Source organism: Bacillus sp. DJP31 (assembly GCF_049310945.1).
Lineage (GTDB): Bacteria > Bacillota > Bacilli > Bacillales > SA4 > Bacillus_BS.
The window spans coordinates 120,345-135,360 of sequence record NZ_JBMERO010000002.1 but is presented as its reverse complement, the minus strand read 5'-3'; the positions used below and the strand labels follow the sequence as shown (position 1 = coordinate 135,360).

Below are 15,016 nucleotides of genomic sequence, written 5' to 3'. Positions count from 1 at the left end.
TAGCGTGACAGCTAAGACACCAAGTGAAACAAGAGTAATCGTCGGTATGTCAGGTGGAGTCGATTCGAGTGTTGCAGCTCTTCTTTTAAAAGAGCAAGGATATGATGTAATCGGTATTTTCATGAAAAACTGGGATGACACGGATGACTTCGGCGTGTGTACGGCTACAGAAGATTACGATGATGTTATCCGGGTATGTAATCAAATTGGTATTCCTTACTATGCAGTGAACTTTGAAAAACAATACTGGGAAAAGGTATTTACTTACTTTTTAGATGAATACAAAGGTGGTCGCACACCAAATCCAGATGTTATGTGTAACAAGGAAATTAAATTTAAGGCATTTCTAGAGCATGCACTAGATTTAGGTGCTGATTATTTGGCGACGGGTCATTATGCCAAGGTGTGTTTTCAAGATGGAGAGTATAAGATGCTCCGTGCACTCGATCAAAATAAAGACCAAACCTATTTTTTAAATCAATTGGGACAAGATCAATTATCTAAGGTTATGTTTCCGTTAGGTGATTTACCAAAGCCAGAGGTCCGAGAAATTGCCAAAAGGGCGGGATTAGCCACAGCTCATAAAAAGGATAGTACAGGTATTTGTTTTATCGGTGAACGAAACTTCAAGGAGTTCTTAGGTCAATATTTACCTGCACAACCTGGTGTCATGCAATCTTTATCAGGTGAAGTGAAAGGGAAACATGATGGCTTAATGTATTACACAATTGGACAGCGTCAAGGCCTTGGAATTGGCGGTAGTGGTGATCCATGGTTTGTTGTTGGTAAAGATTTAGACAAAAATATTCTTTATGTGGAGCAAGGCTTTCACAATGAATTATTATATTCCGATGAAATTACGGCAACAAATATTAGCTGGGTTTCGAATACCCACTCTATGGCAGATTTAAAATGCACAGCAAAATTCAGATATCGCCAAGAAGATCATGGGGTTACTGTGAAATATGTAAATGAAAATACAGTTCGAATCGTTTTTGATCAACCTGTTCGAGCAGTGACACCTGGACAAGCAGTTGTCTTTTATCAAGGGGATGAATGCTTAGGTGGCGGCACCATTGATGATGTATTTAGGAATTCTGAACTAATTTGGTATGTGTAATGAAACCTCAGCCGTATTGGCTTGAGGTCTTCTTACTTAAGAAGAAAGGGTGAATATGATGACAGATCAAAATAAACTAGGCATTCAACTTATGCAAGAAGGAAAACTAGAAGAGGCAGCGAAAGTGTTTACAGAGGCTTTAGAGGAAAACCCTAAGGATCCAATCGTGAATGTTAATTTTGGTAACTTATTGGCGGCTATTGGTGAAACGGAGAAAGCGTTAGCGTTTTATAAAAGAGCAATGGAACTTGACGAAGACCTGGCAACTGCCTACTACAGTGCGGCCAATATTTATTTTGAGCTTCAGGATTTCCCAGCAGCAGCCGACCATTTTTCTAAGGCGGTAGAAAAAGGCTTAGACAATGCAGATGTCTTTTTTATGCTAGGAGTTACATATTTAGAGCAAGACTTATTTAAGCATGCTTTGCCTTATCTACAGAGGTCTGTGGAGCTTAATGGTGAGGACGACGAGGCTAAGTTTCAGTATGGATTATGCTTAGCACAGCTGGAATTAGTTGATGAAGCCATTCAACAATTTGAAGAATTAACAGAGAGAAATGTTGATAATGCAGACGTTTACTTTAATTTAGGTGTTGCCTATGTCTACAAGGATGATGCAAAAAGCGCCTTAGACATGTTTACTAAAACACTTGAGCTCAGTCCCAACCATGATATGGCGATCCACGGAAAACAACTATTGGAGCAAGAGTTAGATAATTAGAATAAAAAGGTGATGAGGGGAGGGAAGAACTTGACAACTGAGCCTGAAAAATATTTAAAAGGCTATCCAATTGTGACTATTTTTCATAACGTAACTAATTTATATACTGTGATCAGGATAAAGATTGAAGAAACAAATGAAAATTATGAAGATAAAGAGGCTATTGTAACAGGCTACTTCCCTGCCCTTCAAGAGCATGAAACGTATACGTTTTTTGGAATGTTTAAGGACCATCCTAAGTTTGGTGTTCAGTATCATGTGAATCACTTTAGGAAGGAAATGCCTAAAACAGAGCAGGGTGTTATTCAATATTTATCGAGCGATTTATTTAAAGGAATCGGAAAAAAGACAGCTGAGAAAATTGTTGAAGCACTTGGAGAAGGTGCCATAACCAAAATCATGAATAATCCTGATGTACTAAAGAATATTCCTCAGCTATCTGTTGAGAAAGCACGAGAACTTTCACAAACGCTACTGCAGCATCAAGGATTAGAACAAGTAATGATCCACCTAAATCAATACGGATTTGGTCCCCAACTTTCAATGAAGATCTACCAAAAATACCGTGATCAAACATTAGAAATCCTTAAAAAAAACCCGTACCAACTTATCGCAGAGGTTGAAGGGATCGGTTTTTCAAAAGCAGATGATTTAGGAAAAGTAATTGGAATCACGGGAAGTCACCCTGACCGAATAAAAGCAGGTTGTTTATACATAATAGAACAGTTTTGTATGCAAGAAGGTCATGTGTATGTCAAAGACGAGCAGCTAGTTGATCAAGTGAAGCAACTGTTGGAAACTCATCAATCTACCATTATTGACATAATGGAAATTACAGATGGATTAAAAGAATTAGTTGAGGAAAGTAAATTAGTTATGGAGAACGATGGGTACTACCTACCATCCCTCTACTTTGCTGAAAAGGGTTTTGTTAGGAGTATAAAAAAGATTATAGATCAGGATGAATACACGGATCAGTTTCCGGAATCAGAATTTCTACTTGCACTCGGAGCTCTCGAAGAACGGTTAAAAGTGCAATATGCACCTTCTCAACAGGATGCAATACAAAAAGCACTTTCTTCACCTATGTTGCTGCTAACAGGTGGACCTGGTACGGGTAAAACGACTGTCATCAAAGGGATTGTTGAACTATATGCTGAACTTCACGGTTGCTCACTAGAACCGGGTGATTATAAAAAAGAAGAACCATTTCCATTTTTATTAGTTGCTCCAACTGGAAGAGCAGCAAAGAGAATGCATGAATCAACAGGACTACCTGCTGTTACGATCCACCGGTTACTCGGTTGGAATGGATCCGATGGATTTGAACACGATGAAGATAATCCAGTTGAAGGAAAGCTGCTCATTGTGGACGAGGTTTCTATGGTTGATATTTGGTTAGCCAATCAACTGTTTAAATCTTTACCATCGGGTATTCAAGTTATTTTTGTTGGAGACGAGGATCAGCTCCCTTCTGTTGGACCAGGGCAAGTGCTGAAGGATCTACTGGATTCCGATACTATTCCAACTGTTCGTTTAATTGATATTTTTAGGCAATCTGAGGACTCGACTATAATTGAACTGGCACATGAAATAAAAAAAGGTACCTTACCCAAAGACCTAATTTCTCCCAAAGCAGACCGCTCTTTTCTAAAGTGTAACCAATTCCAAGTAATTGATGTAGTGAAAAAGGTTTGTGCGAACGCTATGAAAAAGGGCTTCGTAGCCAAAGATATTCAAGTGCTAGCACCAATGTACCGTGGTCCTGCTGGAATTGATAATCTTAACTTAGAACTCCAATCCTTGTTTAATCCAAAGTCTGATCAGAAAAGAGAGATGGCATTTGGTGACAAGGTCTACAGAGTTGGAGATAAAGTGCTGCAGTTAGTCAATCAGCCAGAGAAAAATGTGTTTAATGGTGATATGGGTGAGATTGTTTCCATATTTTTCGCTAAGGAAAATACCGAAAAGGAAGACCAGCTCGTTCTACGTTTTGAGAATACAGAAGTTACCTATAAAAAACAAGATTTAACACAAATTACCCATGCATACTGTTGTTCAGTCCATAAGTCACAAGGTAGTGAATTTCCAATTGTCATTTTCCCAGTGGTTAAAAGCTATTATCGTATGCTACGACGAAATTTGATTTATACGGCAATCACAAGGAGTAAGGATTTTCTCATTTTGTGCGGAGAAGAAGATACTTTGTTACAAGGAATTCAGAGGACTGAAGATAACAAACGCCAAACGACTTTAACAGAGCGTATGACAGGGTCACAGGGGAACTCCTCTGATCAACATCAAGAAGCGTCAGTCGGAGAAATGTCTGTAAATGCTGAACGAATGGCAATGGAAAACGTTTCTCCGTATGACTTTATGGATTAAAACAAAACATATAAATGTTCGAAAAAGGTGGGGTGCTTTTGCGGACGTTTACTCTATTAAAGGGATTACCAGTGTATAACTCGAAAACAGGAAAAGCTTTAGGGGTTATTGATGACTTACAACTCTCAAGTGATGGAATGATACAAGCAATTGTTGTAGATGTAAAAGGCCTTTTCGGACGAGATCGCCACATACCCGTTCAAAATGTGCTTTCCTTTGGTCAAGATGGGGTTATGATTAATGATTTTCAAGTTCAACATACAGGATTTGATAAATCTAGTCATTACCTATGTCATCAGCATGGTTTGTTAGGACAGCTCATCTATACAGCCGAAGGTGAGAAATTAGGAATAGTAGAAGACGTATATTTTGACGAAAATTTGGGCACGATTTTAGGGTATGAAGTATCAGTTGGTTTCTTTGCTGATCTATCAGAAGGAAAGCGAGTGATCAAGTCAAACACTCCCCTTCAATATGGCGAAGATATTATTCTAATCGATCTTGATTAGTGACTTAGGAGGCCCTTAAATCGTGCAATGCCCAAATTGTAAGAGTAAAGATATTGGCAAAATCGGAGTAAATCAATACTACTGCTGGAATTGCTTTATAGAACTTTCCATCTCAAATGGGATGATGAATGTTCATCAAGTTGAAGAAGATGGTACGTTAAGTTCGTTAGATGATTTATTCGGTGAAGAAGAACGAATTATTGGAATGTAACTACAACTTAGGAGTGATTTAGCATGAATAAAGCAATGACATCACTTATCGCTTTAGGTGTGGGTGCATATGCCTATCGCATGGCACAGCAAAATGACATGATGTCGAGTAGAACCATGAAAAAGCTCCGAAAAAGAGTTTCGAAAATGATGTAATCGTCCAAGAATCCTCCTTTGGGGGATTCTTTTTTTAGGGTCAAATAAGTAATTTTCCACTTTTACATTGCTCAATTTTAGTGGTTTTGGCAAAACCAAGATTTATGATCGAAAATCAAGATTTATGATCGAAAACCAAAATAAATGTGCGAAAATGTTCGGCACAAGTAAATCACTTCGTACGAATGAAACATACTGAAATCCTCCTCCCTTTAAGTAAAACAAAAAAATGAATAATTCCTTCTAATACGTACCAAATTAAGCAAGGGAGGCTAAATTTGTGAAGAAAATCAATTCTAATTGGCTATTTCGATTACTAGCTATATTAATTGCTCTATTGTGCATATACGTATTTAGCAAGTTAGAACCACTTTGGAGTCCGATATTACACGTGATCATAGCTATTCTAATACCTTTCTTAATTGCAACCTTTATCACTTATTTACTGCATCCTCTCGTTGAAAAAATCCATTCGAAAAGAATTCCAAGGCTAGTGGCTATTTTAATCATATATTCCTTGTTTTTTGGTGGACTAGCCTTCGCTATTTATAAAGGGATTCCTCAAATCTTAATTCAAATTAAGGAGTTCGGTAATACTGTACCTTTTTTATTTGAAAAATACCGAGGCTGGTCACATATGATTCATGAGCAATCACAACAATTACCAGATGGATTGCACGAAAGAATTGAACAGTCACTAATCTCAGTAGAAGAGGGAATAGCCGCTTCTCTTGCTAGTGTAATCAATACGCTAAAAGGAATTATTAATTATATTTTAATAATAGCTCTGATTCCGTTTATTGTGTTTTATATGCTTAAAGACTATGAATTGATAAAAAAGACCGCATGGTATTTGACACCGAGACGGTTTAGACGATCAGGAATTCGATTCTTAAAGGATATCGACCAATCACTTGGGGGTTATATAAGAGGACAACTCTTAGTCTGTTCAATTATTGGATTGCTTGCAAGCATCGGCTTTTGGTTTATGAAGATGAACTATCCTCTACTTCTCGGCACAATCATTGGTATAACTAATGTTATCCCGTATTTTGGACCTGTCATAGGGGCAGTGCCTGCTGTATTAATCGCCATAACCATGCCAGGGAAAATGGTTTTATGGGTGGTTGTCTTGATTTTCACCTTGCAGTTTATTGAAGGAAACTTGCTTTCTCCCCTTATTGTGGGTAGGAGTTTACATATGCATCCAGTCTTTATTATGTTTGCATTACTTGCTGGTGGTGAATTAAGTGGAATCGTTGGATTAATTTTTGCTGTTCCAACCTTAGCCATTGTAAAAGTTACCTTACTACATGCTAAGGCACATTTCTCAAAGCATTGACAAAAGGAAATTCCTTGTCTATAATTGTTGCATGATAAAATAATTGGAAAATCCATGAAGGAATGAGTAAATTGCAGCCCACCTATAAGAGAGGAATTCCCTTAGCTGAAAGGAATTCTAGGGTGAAGAGTAATTGAACGCTAATCCAGAGTGCAGGTTAAAGCCTGCCGTATCTTCTACGTTACAGGAGTCTGAGGTGATGATTCACGTTTATCGTGGTCATAATTAGGGTGGTACCGCGAGTTTACTCTCGTCCCTGTATTTATACAGTGACGGGAGTTTTTTGTTTTTTAAGAGAATGGTAGGAGGAAGAAAATGATGAAAAGCCTGACGTCAGCTCAAGTAAGACAATTATTTTTAGACTTTTTTAAAGAAAAGGGTCATGCAGTAGAACCTAGTAGACCTTTAGTGCCACATGAAGATCCATCCTTACTTTGGATAAATAGTGGAGTGGCTACCTTGAAGAAATACTTTGATGGCCGGGTAATCCCTGAAAATCCACGAATTTGTAATGCGCAGAAATCGATTAGAACTAATGATATTGAAAACGTAGGTAAAACAGCACGTCACCATACATTTTTTGAAATGCTTGGTAACTTCTCCATAGGTGATTATTTTAAAAAGGAAGCTATACATTGGGCTTGGGAGTTCCTCACTAGCGAAGATTGGATTGGATTTGATCCAGAAAAGCTATCTGTTACGATTCATCCTGAAGATGAAGAGGCGTATAAAATTTGGGTAGAAGATATCGGTGTTCCTAAAGAACGTATTATACGTTTAGAGGGGAACTATTGGGATATTGGAGAGGGGCCGAGTGGTCCAAACACTGAGATTTTCTATGATCGCGGTGAATCATACGGGAAAGACCCCTCTGATACTGAATTGTATCCGGGTGGAGAAAATGAGCGCTATCTAGAGGTATGGAATCTCGTGTTTTCGGAATTTAATCATAATCCTGATGGAACTTATACACCACTGCCAAAGAAGAATATTGATACAGGAATGGGACTCGAGCGAATGTGTTCCGTGATTCAGAATGTTCCAACTAATTTTGATACCGATTTATTTATACCCATCATTGAAGCGACAGAAAGAATTTCGGGTCAAGAGTATGGAGAATCATCGGAAAAGGATATCGCTTTTAAGGTCATTGCTGATCATGTTCGGACGGTTACGTTTGCTGTTGGTGATGGCGCACTCCCTTCAAATGAAGGAAGAGGATATGTATTACGTCGGTTACTAAGAAGAGCTGTCCGTTATGCTAAACAGCTAAATATTCATCGTCCATTTATGGTTGAACTCGTTCCAGTTGTTGCGGACATTATGGTCGATTTCTACCCACAAGTAAAAGAAAAAACAGACTTTATTCAGAAGGTCATGAAGAATGAAGAAGAACGCTTTCATGAAACATTAAATGATGGTCTAGCTATACTTTCTTCAGTAATAAAGTCTCAAAAGGAACAAAATTCATCAACCATTCCTGGAATAGATGTATTCCGCCTTTATGACACATTCGGGTTCCCAGTTGAACTAACAGAGGAATATGCTGAGGATGAAGGTATGAAAGTGGATCATGATGGATTTGAAGCGGAAATGAAAAACCAGCGTGATCGTGCAAGAGCAGCAAGACAGGATACAGGCTCTATGCAAGTACAAGGTGGTGTGCTAGGAGATATTAAGGTAGAGAGTGAATTTATCGGATATAATCGGCCTGAAAACAAGACAGAAATTCTTGTTTTAGTAAAAGGGAATGAATTTGTGAGCGAGCTAACTGCTGGTGAAGAAGGGCAGATTGTAGTAAGCTCCACACCTTTTTACGCAGAGAGCGGCGGACAAATTGCAGACTCTGGCTATCTACTAGGCAACGGAGTTAAGGTACTAGTTAAGGATGTCCAAAAGGCTCCTAATGGCCAGCATTTGCATCATGTGTATGTTGAAGAGGGAATACTCCAAAAAGGGATGGAAGTAAATGCTCTTATTGATCATGATTTAAGAACACAAATTATCAAGAATCATACAGCGACACATCTTTTACACCAGGCTCTAAAAGACGTACTAGGAAGTCATGTGAACCAAGCAGGCTCTTTAGTTACACAAGATCGATTGCGTTTCGACTTTTCTCACTTCGGACAGGTGAAAGAAGAAGAGTTAGAGAAAATCGAGGCTATAGTGAACGGGAAGATTTGGGAGAGTATTCAAGTTGATAGTATGAGTCGGTCCATTGATGAAGCTAAGAAAATGGGGGCAATGGCTCTTTTCGGAGAAAAATATGGAGACATCGTCCGTGTTGTTAAGGTAGGAGATTTCAGCTTAGAACTATGTGGAGGCTGCCACGTTCCAAATACGGCAGTAATTGGATTATTCAAGATCTTATCAGAATCAGGAATTGGAGCAGGAACGAGACGAATTGAAGCTGTAACGGGTCAAGGGGCATACACAGTGATGTATGATCAAATCAATCTTTTGCAAGCTGCTTCAGTAAAACTTAAAGCCAATCCAAAAGACATCTTAAACCGAATAGAATCCATTCAACTTGAGCTAAGACAACTTCAACGTGAAAATGAGTCGTTATCAGCTAAACTAGGCAATATTGAGGCATCTAGTTTAATGAACCAGGTAAAAGAGATTAACGGGATAAAGGTGTTAGCAAGTAAAGTAAATGCAACAGATATGAATAATTTACGATCAATGGTTGATGAGCTGAAGGCTAAAATCGGTTCTGGTGTCATTATCCTTGGCTCCATTTCGGGTGAAGATAAGGTGAATATATTAGCTGGAGTCACTGAGGATTTACTTTCAAAAGGATACCATGCTGGCAAACTGATTAAAGAAGTGGCTACTCGTTGTGGTGGTTCAGGTGGAGGGCGTCCTGATATGGCACAGGCTGGTGGGAAAAATCCGAACCAGTTAGAAGAAGCTCTATCCTATGTTGATGAATGGGTACGTTCAATTTAGGATATACTACTCTTTTAGCCATGAGGAATGCTTATCATTCCTCATGGTGTTTCTTACTGTAAGACATAGTTATACATATTTTTTATGGATTACTTTATTATCACTATGCTTTAGTGTACAATGTAGGTAAATGTTGACAAGCATTTGCGTGAGAGTGAGGTGTAAACATGAGCTCTTTTGATAAAACGATGAAATTTAATTTTCAAGAGGAGCAATTGGATATAAAAGTGGATGACGTACTCTTTAAAGTGTACGAAGCTCTCCAAGAGAAAGGATATAATCCCATTAATCAAATTGTTGGGTATTTATTATCCGGTGATCCTGCTTATATTCCAAGACACAACGATGCCCGCAACATTATTAGAAAGCTAGAACGAGATGAGTTAATTGAAGAACTTGTGAAGTCTTATCTTGCTAATAGAAAAGGTTAGTTTTCTCTTTTTGCAAAAGCTAAAAAAAAGACGACATGGAGTATCATATGAGAATTCTAGGGTTAGATGTTGGTACAAAGACAGTTGGCGTTGCAATTAGTGACGAAATGGGTTGGACTGCCCAAGGGCTAGAGACAATCAAGATAGACGAAGAAAGAAATGAATTAGGTTTTAAGCGTCTTAAAGAAATAATTGACGAATATGGTGTTGATACCATTGTTGTCGGACTACCGAAAAATATGAACGCAACCATTGGACCTCGTGCTGTTGCTTGTCAAAAATTTGCAGAGTTAGCAGCAGAAACCTTTCAACTGCCTGTTCAATTATGGGATGAGCGTTTATCAACAATGGCTGCAGAGCGTATCCTAATTTCAGCTGATGTAAGCCGGAAGAAACGGAAAAAAGTCATCGATAAGCTGGCTGCATCCGTTATTCTACAAGGCTATTTAGATAGTAAATACTAATAAACTTATGAGGTGAACGTAAATGACACACGATGAAAAGCAAATTACAGTGATTGACGAAGAAGGAAATGAACAATTATGTGAGGTTCTCTTTACTTTCGATTCTGACCAATTCAAAAAATCTTATGTTCTATATTATCCAGTCGGGGCAGACGAAGACGATGAGGAAGAAATTGAAATTCATGCATCAAGCTTCGAACAAGGTGAAACAGAAGAAGGAGATTTATCTCCAATCGAAACAGAAGAAGAATGGGATTTAATTGAAGAAATGCTAAATACATTCCTTGATGAAGAAGAAGAAGAAGAAGGCGAAGAGTAAAAGTAATAAACGAGCGTATCTGCTCGTTTTTTTTATTGCAACTAACTAAAATAATTAGTTCGCTGTATTTAGTTTTTGAAACCAGTTCCAGCGCTGGCCCGCCTGAGGTCAAATAACCTCAAGCCAAAAAAGCGCCTTTATGACTTGAGAACATTAGCTATGCCATGGCTAAACGGGCGCTTCCACTTTATAATTTTTGTTATTATTTGACGAATAAGGTGGAAAATGTAGTATAATAGTTCCGTTGAGGGGAGGGGACACCCGATGACTTCCATCGGTTCAGAATCAAATATAGATGAATTTAAAGAAAAGCTTCTTGAGAAGCATAAGGAAGCAAAACTAGTTCGAAGAATAGTACTTATTACGTCTCTTATTATTTTTATTTCACTAGGTGCTGGAGCTGCTTTTGGGTATTCCTATATAAAGTCTGCTTTACAGCCAGTTGATCTTACTAATAAGAAACCAATTGAGATTACTGTTCCTATCGGATCATCTACAACGAAGATAGCATCCATACTTCAAGAGAATAAAGTGATCAAAGATGGAAAAGTATTTCGTTATTTTGTAAAATTCAAGAATGAATCCGGTTTCATGGCGGGTGACTACGTACTAAACCAATCTATGACATTTGAAGAAATTATCGCAAGCTTGAAAACAGGTAAAATTCTTCAAGATGCTATTTTTTCCTTGACCATTCCAGAGGGGAAGCAATTGGTAGAAATGGTTAAGATTATTTCTGGTAAAACCGGCTATACAGAAGAAGAACTTTTAAACAAAATAAATGACAAGGTATATATTGAAGAATTGATGATGAAGTACCCTTCATTGATTACGGATGAGGTCTTAAACAGTGAGATTCGTTATCCACTTGAGGGATATTTATTCCCAGCTACCTATTCATTTTATACTGAAAAGCCATCTATTGAAGAAATCATAGAAACGATGTTAGATAAAACAGACAAAGTACTCCTTTCTTATCAGGAAGGGATTGGTGGAACGGAAATTGCTCCTCAAACACCTCACGAGCTGTTAACATTCGCATCCTTAATTGAAGAAGAGGCTACTGAAAAAACGGACCGTGAAAAGATATCAAGCGTTTTCTATAATCGAATAAAGGCTAATATGCCACTTCAAACAGATCCAACTGTTCTATATGCACTTGGTGAGCATAAAGATCGAGTTTTATATGAGGATTTAGAGATTGAATCGCCTTATAATACGTATGTAATCCAAGGGTTGCCTGTCGGGCCAATCGCAAATGCTGGTGAAATGTCGATTAAAGCTGCTCTTGCGCCAGCTGAAACGAATTTCCTCTATTTCTTAGCAGCAAAGGACGGAGAAGTAATCTTTACAGAAACGTTGGAACAGCATAATCGAGAAAAAGCAAAGCATATTAATTAAATTACACATAAAGTAGGGAATGCGATTGTACTCGCATTCCCTTAACCTTTGTGGTAAAATATATCGAGTTGTATAGAGGTGGAGGCATAAAGCGATGGTACCATCTGAAATTCAAGATTATTTACACTCTTTAATACCAGAACGTGAACCGTTGATTATGGAAATGGAGAATTATGCGAAAGAACATAGTGTACCCATTATGGAATTGATTGGAATAGAAGCATTATTGCAGCTATTAAGGCTGATTCAGCCGGTAAGTATACTAGAAATTGGTACAGCCATAGGCTACTCTTCCATTCGAATGGTGAAAGCCATTCCTAATGTTAAGGTAGTGACGATAGAACGTGATGAAGAGCGCTATCAAAAAGCGCTTTATTATATTGAAAGAGCTAATATCAAAGATCAAGTAGAAGTCATCTTAGGAGACGCATTAGAGGTAAATCTTCAGCAATCCTTTGATGTTATTTTTATTGATGCGGCAAAAGGTCAGTATACTAAGTTTTTTGAGAAATTTGAGCCATTGCTTCAAAAAAACGGCGTGGTTATTTCAGATAACGTCTTATTTAAAGGTCTTGTTGCTGTAAACACAAGTGACAATAAACGGACGAAAAACCTTGTGAAAAGGATACAAGGCTATAACGATTGGCTCATGCAAAATACTTCCTATGATACTACGATTTTGCCAATAGGAGATGGAATTGCGATAAGTAAGCAAAGAGGTGAAACAGAATGAATAAGCCTGAATTATTAGTTACTCCGACATCGGTTTGGGATGTAGTTCCATTATTAGATGCTGGAGCTGATAGCCTAATGATTGGAAGTCAGCGGTTTGGTTTGCGATTAGCTGGTGAGTTCTCACGTACTGAAGTAGCCCAAACAATTGAACTTGCTCACAATAGAGGTAAAAAAGTCTACGTGGCAATGAATGCTGTTTTTCATAATGAGAAGATAGAAGAACTTTCAAACTATATATCTTTTTTAGCCGAAGTAAAGGCTGATGCCATTGTTTTTGGAGACCCCGCCGTATTGATGGCAGTGAAGGAGACTGCTCCACATATGCGTCTACATTGGAACACAGAAACAACAGCGACTAACTGGTTTACTTGTAACTATTGGGGTGAAAAAGGTGCGAAAAGGGCTGTACTTGCTAGAGAAATAAATATGGATGCAATCCTAGAAATGAATGAACATGCAAAAGTTGAATTAGAGGTTCAAGTTCATGGTATGACCTGTATGTTTCAATCAAAACGTTCTCTAGTGGGTAACTATTTAGAATACCAAGGTAAAACTTTGGAAATTGAAGAAAGAAAACTAGACAAAAGCTTGTTCATACATGACAAAGAAAGAGAAAATAAGTACCCTATTTTTGAAGATGAAAACGGAACACACATTATGAGTCCGAATGATATTTGCATTATTGATGAACTAGAAGAAATGATTGATGCAGGCATTGAATCTTTAAAAATAGACGGAATTCTAAAAAGCTCTGAGTATTTAATAGAGGTTACGAGGATGTATCGACTTGCTATTGATTTGTGTGCCAAAGACAGAGACGCATATGAGGATCAGAAGGGTGCATTTCTTGAAGCGATAGAAAATATTCAGCCATCCAATCGTCCTTTAGACACAGGTTTCTTTTTTAAAGAAACAGTTTATTAAGTAAAGGATTGGTAGAAAGTCACCAAAAGTTCATTTTAAATACCGTAAATACAAGGTAAATGAAAAGGAGGAGAGAGTATGGCAATTGGACAACTATCAAAGATCATAAATGGAAAACGTGTAATCACAAAAAAGCCCGAACTTCTTGCACCTGCAGGGAACTTGGAGAAGCTGAAAATTGCAGTCCGTTATGGTGCAGATGCTGTTTTTATTGGCGGTCAAGAATATGGGTTACGCTCAAATGCAGACAACTTCTCCTTTGAAGAAATGGCAGAGGGAGTTCGCTTTGCTAGTGAGTATGGAGCCAAAATTTATGTAACAACAAATATATATGCACATAATGAAAATATTGGTGGACTCGATGAATATTTAAAGGGCATCCAAGAAGCTGGGGTTCACGGTATTATTGTGGCAGATCCTTTAATTATCGAGACTTGTAAAAGTGCTGCGCCGAAACTTGAAATCCATTTAAGTACTCAGCAATCTCTATCGAACTGGAAGGCCGTACAATTTTGGAAAGAAGAAGGCTTAGAACGTGTTGTTCTTGCTCGTGAAACAAGCTATGAAGAAATTAAAGAAATGAAAGAAAAAGTGGATATTGAGATTGAAACGTTTATCCATGGTGCCATGTGTATTGCTTATTCAGGGCGTTGTACATTAAGTAATCATATGACAGCACGAGATTCGAACCGCGGTGGATGCTGTCAATCATGTCGCTGGGACTATGATTTATATTCAATGACAGACTCAAACGAAGAAAGTCCCCTTTTCCTAGAACAAGATGCACCTTTTGCGATGAGTCCTAAGGATTTAAACTTGCTTTTATCCATTCCTAAAATGATTGAAGTAGGTATTGATAGCTTAAAAATTGAAGGCCGAATGAAGTCCATTCATTATGTTGCGACTGTAGTTAGTGTCTATCGTAAAGTAATTGATGCTTATTGTGCGGACCCAGATAACTTTGAATTAAAGCAAAGTTGGATTGAAGAACTTGATAAATGTGCGAATCGTGAAACAGCTACAGCCTTCTTCGAAAGTGAACCAGGGTATAAAGAGCAAATGTATGGAAATCATAGCAAGAAAACAACCTATGACTTCGCAGGACTTGTCATTGACTTTGACATCGAGTCCAATGTTGTAACTTTACAACAACGAAATTACTTCAAACCAGGGGACGAAATAGAATTTTTCGGACCAGAAATCGAGAATTTCAAGCAAGTCGTTGGAACAATCTGGGATGAAGACGGAATTGAAATTGATGCAGCAAGACATCCGTTACAAGTGGTTAAATTAAAGCTTGATCGCCCCGTTTTCCCTAACAATATGATGCGAAAGGGGAAATGA

General features: G+C 38.0%; 15 protein-coding genes and 1 other annotated feature. All 15 genes read left to right on the top strand.

The genetic code is table 11. The annotated features are described in order from the left end of the window. The first annotated feature begins 4 nt into the window (after positions 1-4). The 15 genes from mnmA (at position 5) to ACOI1C_RS03055 (ending at position 15,016) form a co-directional block, all read left to right on the top strand. Complete coding sequence (mnmA, locus tag ACOI1C_RS03125; protein ID WP_422507915.1) at positions 5-1,120, top strand: tRNA 2-thiouridine(34) synthase MnmA; 1,116 nt, start codon at positions 5-7, stop codon at positions 1,118-1,120. A 58-nt stretch (positions 1,121-1,178) separates the two neighbouring features. After that, positions 1,179-1,841, top strand: a complete 663-nt coding sequence (locus tag ACOI1C_RS03120; RefSeq protein ID WP_422507913.1) for a tetratricopeptide repeat protein — start codon at positions 1,179-1,181, stop codon at positions 1,839-1,841. Positions 1,842-1,853: 12 nt separating this feature from the next. After that, entirely contained in the window at positions 1,854-4,226 is a 2,373-nt protein-coding gene (locus tag ACOI1C_RS03115; protein ID WP_422507911.1) for an ATP-dependent RecD-like DNA helicase, read from the top strand. A gap of 38 nt (positions 4,227-4,264) precedes the next feature. After that, on the top strand, positions 4,265-4,735 hold the full coding sequence (locus ACOI1C_RS03110; RefSeq protein ID WP_422507909.1) for a PRC-barrel domain-containing protein: 471 nt from the start codon (positions 4,265-4,267) through the stop codon (positions 4,733-4,735). Positions 4,736-4,754: 19 nt separating this feature from the next. Then, a complete protein-coding gene (locus ACOI1C_RS03105; RefSeq protein ID WP_422508167.1) occupies positions 4,755-4,946 on the top strand; it encodes a hypothetical protein in 192 nt (63 codons plus the stop codon). A gap of 23 nt (positions 4,947-4,969) precedes the next feature. Further along, positions 4,970-5,101, top strand: a complete 132-nt coding sequence (locus ACOI1C_RS03100; RefSeq protein ID WP_422507907.1) for a YrzQ family protein — start codon at positions 4,970-4,972, stop codon at positions 5,099-5,101. Positions 5,102-5,381: 280 nt separating this feature from the next. After that, positions 5,382-6,443: an AI-2E family transporter gene (locus tag ACOI1C_RS03095; RefSeq protein ID WP_422507905.1), complete on the top strand. Its 1,062-nt coding sequence runs from the start codon at positions 5,382-5,384 to the stop codon at positions 6,441-6,443. A gap of 45 nt (positions 6,444-6,488) precedes the next feature. Then, positions 6,489-6,704, top strand: a binding site (T-box leader). Positions 6,705-6,761: 57 nt separating this feature from the next. Further along, on the top strand, positions 6,762-9,398 hold the full coding sequence (gene alaS, locus ACOI1C_RS03090) for an alanine--tRNA ligase (RefSeq protein WP_422508165.1): 2,637 nt from the start codon (positions 6,762-6,764) through the stop codon (positions 9,396-9,398). A gap of 167 nt (positions 9,399-9,565) precedes the next feature. Beyond that, positions 9,566-9,829: an IreB family regulatory phosphoprotein gene (locus ACOI1C_RS03085; RefSeq protein ID WP_422507903.1), complete on the top strand. Its 264-nt coding sequence runs from the start codon at positions 9,566-9,568 to the stop codon at positions 9,827-9,829. A 47-nt stretch (positions 9,830-9,876) separates the two neighbouring features. Continuing rightward, on the top strand, positions 9,877-10,293 hold the full coding sequence (gene ruvX, locus ACOI1C_RS03080) for a Holliday junction resolvase RuvX (RefSeq protein WP_422507901.1): 417 nt from the start codon (positions 9,877-9,879) through the stop codon (positions 10,291-10,293). 22 nt (positions 10,294-10,315) lie between these two features. After that, positions 10,316-10,612 carry a DUF1292 domain-containing protein gene (locus ACOI1C_RS03075; protein WP_422507899.1) on the top strand — a complete coding sequence of 99 codons (297 nt, stop codon included), beginning with the start codon at positions 10,316-10,318 and terminating at the stop codon, positions 10,610-10,612. A 264-nt stretch (positions 10,613-10,876) separates the two neighbouring features. Beyond that, positions 10,877-12,013, top strand: coding sequence for an endolytic transglycosylase MltG (mltG, locus tag ACOI1C_RS03070; RefSeq protein WP_422507897.1), 1,137 nt, complete (start codon positions 10,877-10,879; stop codon positions 12,011-12,013). 94 nt (positions 12,014-12,107) lie between these two features. Further along, entirely contained in the window at positions 12,108-12,746 is a 639-nt protein-coding gene (locus ACOI1C_RS03065; RefSeq protein WP_422507895.1) for an O-methyltransferase, read from the top strand. After that, positions 12,743-13,672 (top strand): peptidase U32 family protein, encoded by a 930-nt coding sequence (locus ACOI1C_RS03060; RefSeq protein ID WP_422507893.1) that lies wholly within the window; start codon positions 12,743-12,745, stop codon positions 13,670-13,672. Before ACOI1C_RS03065 ends, ACOI1C_RS03060 begins: the two co-directional genes overlap by 4 nt. A 78-nt stretch (positions 13,673-13,750) precedes the next feature. Next, the gene (locus tag ACOI1C_RS03055; RefSeq protein WP_422507891.1) at positions 13,751-15,016 is read left to right on the top strand and encodes a peptidase U32 family protein; all 1,266 of its coding nucleotides are present in this window, start codon (positions 13,751-13,753) and stop codon (positions 15,014-15,016) included.

Excerpts from the sequence above, each read along its gene's own strand:
- alaS (WP_422508165.1), top strand. The coding sequence starts at position 6,762 with ATGAAAAGCCTGACGTCAGCTCAAGTAAGACAATTATTTTTAGACTTT.
- ACOI1C_RS03060 (WP_422507893.1), top strand. The coding sequence starts at position 12,743 with ATGAATAAGCCTGAATTATTAGTTACTCCGACATCGGTTTGGGATGTA.
- ACOI1C_RS03065 (WP_422507895.1), top strand. The coding sequence starts at position 12,108 with ATGGTACCATCTGAAATTCAAGATTATTTACACTCTTTAATACCAGAA.
- ACOI1C_RS03120 (WP_422507913.1), top strand. The coding sequence starts at position 1,179 with ATGACAGATCAAAATAAACTAGGCATTCAACTTATGCAAGAAGGAAAA.
- ACOI1C_RS03115 (WP_422507911.1), top strand. The coding sequence starts at position 1,854 with ATGAGGGGAGGGAAGAACTTGACAACTGAGCCTGAAAAATATTTAAAA.
- ACOI1C_RS03100 (WP_422507907.1), top strand. The coding sequence starts at position 4,970 with ATGAATAAAGCAATGACATCACTTATCGCTTTAGGTGTGGGTGCATAT.
- ruvX (WP_422507901.1), top strand. The coding sequence starts at position 9,877 with ATGAGAATTCTAGGGTTAGATGTTGGTACAAAGACAGTTGGCGTTGCA.
- ACOI1C_RS03075 (WP_422507899.1), top strand. The coding sequence starts at position 10,316 with ATGACACACGATGAAAAGCAAATTACAGTGATTGACGAAGAAGGAAAT.
- ACOI1C_RS03055 (WP_422507891.1), top strand. The coding sequence starts at position 13,751 with ATGGCAATTGGACAACTATCAAAGATCATAAATGGAAAACGTGTAATC.
- mltG (WP_422507897.1), top strand. The coding sequence starts at position 10,877 with ATGACTTCCATCGGTTCAGAATCAAATATAGATGAATTTAAAGAAAAG.
- ACOI1C_RS03085 (WP_422507903.1), top strand. The coding sequence starts at position 9,566 with ATGAGCTCTTTTGATAAAACGATGAAATTTAATTTTCAAGAGGAGCAA.